Raw genomic sequence first — 4343 nt, 5'->3', positions numbered from 1 at the left:
TAGTTAGTCTAGACTTCATAATAACGCCTCCTAAGGTGAGTTCTGAGGGCTCCAACCCAGTACATACTCATCCTAGCGGGGCGTTCGTTTTACTGCAAATTGAATCTACTAACACCTACAGGAATGTTAACGGGCAGTTTAACGCAACAATTTGGTATGAAAGGGCGTCATTTAATTGGGGTATAATTGTAACCAGCTTACAGTTTAATTCCATCAATTTTATTGTTAGCGATGATGCATGATTGCGCTTCTTTTGAGAGCCGAATAAAGAAGTTCACAGAGAAAGCAGCTATCGATAAGGGTTGATTTCAGGAGGTGGTGAATCCAATTGCTTAACAAAAAAACACTTTTTGGTTCCGTATTACTGTTATTAATACTGTTTTGTATAATCGTCATACAACAAAAAAAAATAAATTCGATGAGTGTGCAGTTAGTTGAAAAAAATAGTGAAATAATGGAAAAAGAACAAACAGCCAGCACATACAAAAATGAAATATTCATTAAAGAGAAGGATTTCTTAAAACTAAAAGCTGACTTTGAGTTGGAGAAGAATAAATTGAATGAAAATTTAGCTGATCTTCAATTGGATAATACAAACCTTTTATCTGAACTAAAAAGAGTGAATTCATTTATGCTTGAAGCACTCTTGGATGGAAGTGAAAGAACACCTATTGTTGACAGTTCCATATCGCCCGATATTCTATCAACAATCTTTAAACTGTATGATGCAATGAATAGGAATGATATCAAAGATTTTCATAAAATTGATGTGAAAGGAGTTCTGACTGGTTTATACGAAAATCGAGATAATATTGAGAAAATACTATGGATTCGTCACGACCCGGATAATAGAGCAAAGGCCATCCAAAACGAATTCGGAGTAGAATCTAAAGTAGAACTATTGGTAGTGATTTTTTTAGATAAGGTCGGTTCAATATTTGACCCTAATTTCGCGATGGTAAAAGAGCATGATAAATGGATTATATTTAGAGAGGATTAATTAGTATCAATAGCATGGGATATCCTAGGGAATGAGTCTGATGTTGTTATTGGATTATCGGGAGACGATAGTTGAAAACCAAAAGGGCTGCCGCGTGGCAGCCCTTCGCCGTTACGCTAACTGGCAGGATAGAGGAACAGACGGTAAGGTTGTTCTCGAACAGAAGAACAAATTAATGATATGATGTTGTAAATGGAACAGGCTAGTCGAGCCTATTTTCTATTTTCGTGAGGGAGTCGATAAATGGATATGGGAAGTACGAATCAATGGGATGCGGAATGGGAAGTATCAGAAGAATTGGCTCATAAATTAATAAGCAGTCAGTTTCCGCAGTTAGCTTCACAAAGCGTACAAAAACTAGGATACGGCTGGGATAACACTGTTTTTCTTGTCGGGGTCGAATATGTATTTCGCTTTCCAAGAAGAGAAGTTGCAATTAATCGTTTAAGGATGGAAGGAAAGATACTACCTAAGCTTAAAGATTATTGTTCCATTGCATATTCGTTACCGCTATTTTTTGGGGAAGGGGATTATAATTATCCTGCACCTTTCCTAGGCTACCCCTATTTATCAGGAGAGTTTCCAATCGGATTAACTGACAAGAAACGTGCGGTATCAGCAACAACGCTCGCGCAATTTTTAAAAAGCTTACATGCATTCCCTGTGCAAATTGCCCAAGAAAATGGAGTTCAACATGACCATAGAAATTTGATTGATATTGCAATGCGTAAAGAAAAGTTGCATAAATTCATTTCCGACCTTGCCCTTCATTTTAGTGAAGAAGAGTATCGTGAATTATCGAACTATTTGGAACAGCTTGGAACTGAAAAAGTGAAACCCAAAAACGTATTCCTCCATGGAGACCTTCATTTTAAAAATATGCTGGTAGACGAGAATGGAATAATTTCAGGGATTATCGACTGGGGAGATATCAATATCGGACATCCTGCTTGCGACTTGAATGTCGCGTATAGCTTTTTGCCTCCGGATGCGCGTTCAGACTTTTTCAAAGAATATGGGGATGTCGATGAAGAAACGAAGATATTAGCTCGATTGATAGCCATATACATTCCCATTTTGATCATGATGCAGGCAATTGATTATAAAGATGAAAAGTTGGTTGCTGAAGCAAAAGCGATCATAAAACGTGCTCTCGCTGATTAAGAAAGGTCATTCCGCTAACGAGGAACTATAGCTCAACACTCAATTCGGAGGAGGTTGCGGGCAAGGATCGGCAGCTTCGTTACATTAACGGGTAGTTTAACGCAACATCTTAATACCTTATCTCGTTTGAAGTATAATGCTAAAACTATGTGCCGAGCGGAATTGTTGCTTCATTGAAGTAACGATTAGCTAAAGGACTTGATGCGGTAGGAGGGATATCTTGAAGAGATTGTTATTTATTCCGATACTTATCCTTTTAACAATATCTTTAGCGGACGTAATCTATTTCAATCTGAAAGAAGTGAGTTACCAATTGAGATGACTGCTTTCAACAGTCTTAATGATGAAAAACAAGACCAAATTCCTGTGAGTCCGAAAGATTCAGTTGTAAGGAAAGTGACTGTTAATAATAATTTGCTAATTTAATTGGTAGCTATTACGGAAAAGAAGTATACTCCGTTACATTTAATCATACTGAGTGTTTCAACTGAAAGTATCACGGTATATGTTGATTTGGATAAAAAAAATTGTTGGAAAAGGGTTCAGTGATTAAAATTACGAAGACTGCCAATTTTGTAATTCAAAATACCGCCTCGGATGAAGCTGTCGCCGCGAAGTGTCACCAAAATCGAGTACGGGCGGCGGTTGCCTGAGCCTGACTCCGCTCAATCCAAACGGATCAATAGGTGCAGTTGCATTGCAAACGAGAGAAGGGCACTCTAATTGCGGGCGCCCTTCTCACTTTATTTTCATCATAAAATGACGAACTTATAGAATCGCTTTTTGGTTCCATTATTGGATGTGAAACAAAGGTAGGAGGAAAGGATCTTTTATGGGAAACCGGACATTCCTGTACGTTACAAACGCCGATACAGATTCGGTCGATTATGAGAATACAGCTTTCGAGACGAATAATTTTCTCGCTCCAGTATGGTTTTGTCTGGTCAGCCAGGAGCAGTTCCAGCGCTATAGCGGGCAGCTTATGCAAGCATGGAGCAGGATTCAACCCCATATGGACCAACCGGATGTGGAGGATCTCCCTGAGTGGGAATGCTTTTCCAAGGCATTCCAATGGCAGATTCCATGGGCGGATGCTGCAGAGCAGCTGCGCCTGAGCTTACCCGGCACGCTGGCCCATTTCCCTTCTCTTGCCGCACCTGTGCATGAGTGGCTGGAAACCTTGTCGACCCATGTACAGCGGCATTCTGCTGCCGTTATTCATCTGGAGCTTTCACAATATTTCTCGTTTACGGGCGATCCCGCCCTCTATCTGAAAGACATTCAAGAATACGTTACGCTCTGGCAGTCGCCGCATCCCTCGCAGGTGAAGGTCTGGCAGGGAGCAGCCGATAACTTCTATATGCTGAATGGTGAGCATTTGCCATGGAGAGAACGTACGGCAGCTCAGCCGGAAGAAGCTCCGGAAATTCAGCCAGCACAGTCCACTCCTCCAACATCTGGGAAGCGCCAGGCCAAATGGCGGCAGGAGCTCTACATATGGTTGCTTGCGATTCTGTCCGCAGCCCTCTTTCTTACCGTCTATGTCAAGACCTCCAGTGGATGGTTGGCGGTGCTCGGCTTCCTCATCCCCTCAATGTTAATCGTTTTGTGGAATGTGATTTTCGGTTCTAAAAAAACCTCCCGCCAACGGATGGACGCGGCTATGGCCTTGAAGAGGAACAGTACCCGCTCTTATGCTGTGCTCAGGATTGAATATTTCGATGGGCATTCACCAATTGGGGTGGATGGCATGGAAACCGGCCCTTCGGAGAATAAATCATTACCGGATCTTATCCCCTGGCTGCAAATCATTCAAGCGAAAGTGCTTTCATCTCATGAGGTTGGGCTCATGATTTCTACTAAAAATCCACCAGTCTCTACCTTACAACTTCATTTTAAGCTGGATGAACAGCTGGTAGCCAAGGATACTGTATCAGCGGTTAATGCCATTGTGTTGGCTCATAAAATGTTCGTTTAACTGCAATGACTTCGACCTCAATCTGGATTGGCAGCTTCGTTGCGCTAACGGGCAGATTTCTCCAACAAAAGTCGGTACAGGCAATAGATTTTTCAAGTTCTTGTCAAAAGATATTGGAGAAAACAGCACATTTTATATTTACAAATCTATAAAAATAGATATAATAATCTGTATGGCTGTATGGAACCATTACAGATTTAT

General features: G+C 41.1%; 4 protein-coding genes. All 4 read left to right on the top strand.

Annotated features, from left to right (window positions below; all coding sequences use genetic code 11):
- The first annotated feature begins 328 nt into the window (after positions 1-328).
- The 4 genes from AC1DM9_RS34160 (at position 329) to AC1DM9_RS34145 (ending at position 4142) form a co-directional block, all read left to right on the top strand.
- Positions 329-1000 (top strand): hypothetical protein, encoded by a 672-nt coding sequence (locus AC1DM9_RS34160; RefSeq protein WP_441886914.1) that lies wholly within the window; start codon positions 329-331, stop codon positions 998-1000.
- A 31-nt stretch (positions 1001-1031) separates the two neighbouring features.
- Positions 1032-1184: a hypothetical protein gene (locus tag AC1DM9_RS34155; RefSeq protein WP_477513017.1), complete on the top strand. Its 153-nt coding sequence runs from the start codon at positions 1032-1034 to the stop codon at positions 1182-1184.
- A gap of 65 nt (positions 1185-1249) precedes the next feature.
- Complete coding sequence (locus AC1DM9_RS34150; RefSeq protein WP_477584474.1) at positions 1250-2164, top strand: phosphotransferase; 915 nt, start codon at positions 1250-1252, stop codon at positions 2162-2164.
- Between the two features lie 832 nt (positions 2165-2996).
- Entirely contained in the window at positions 2997-4142 is a 1146-nt protein-coding gene (locus AC1DM9_RS34145; protein ID WP_477584472.1) for a hypothetical protein, read from the top strand.
- Positions 4143-4343: the final 201 nt, after the last annotated feature.

It is taken from the genome of Paenibacillus sp. 01T431 (assembly GCF_056398625.1).
The sequence above is the reverse complement of the archived record's forward strand: the minus strand, read 5'-3'. Positions and strand labels throughout refer to the sequence as shown.

What these genes read in the sequence shown, in the direction of transcription:
- AC1DM9_RS34155 (WP_477513017.1), top strand. Translation starts at nt 1,032, where the DNA reads ATGAGTCTGATGTTGTTATTGGATTATCGGGAGACGATAGTTGAAAAC.
- AC1DM9_RS34150 (WP_477584474.1), top strand. Translation starts at nt 1,250, where the DNA reads ATGGGAAGTACGAATCAATGGGATGCGGAATGGGAAGTATCAGAAGAA.
- AC1DM9_RS34145 (WP_477584472.1), top strand. Translation starts at nt 2,997, where the DNA reads ATGGGAAACCGGACATTCCTGTACGTTACAAACGCCGATACAGATTCG.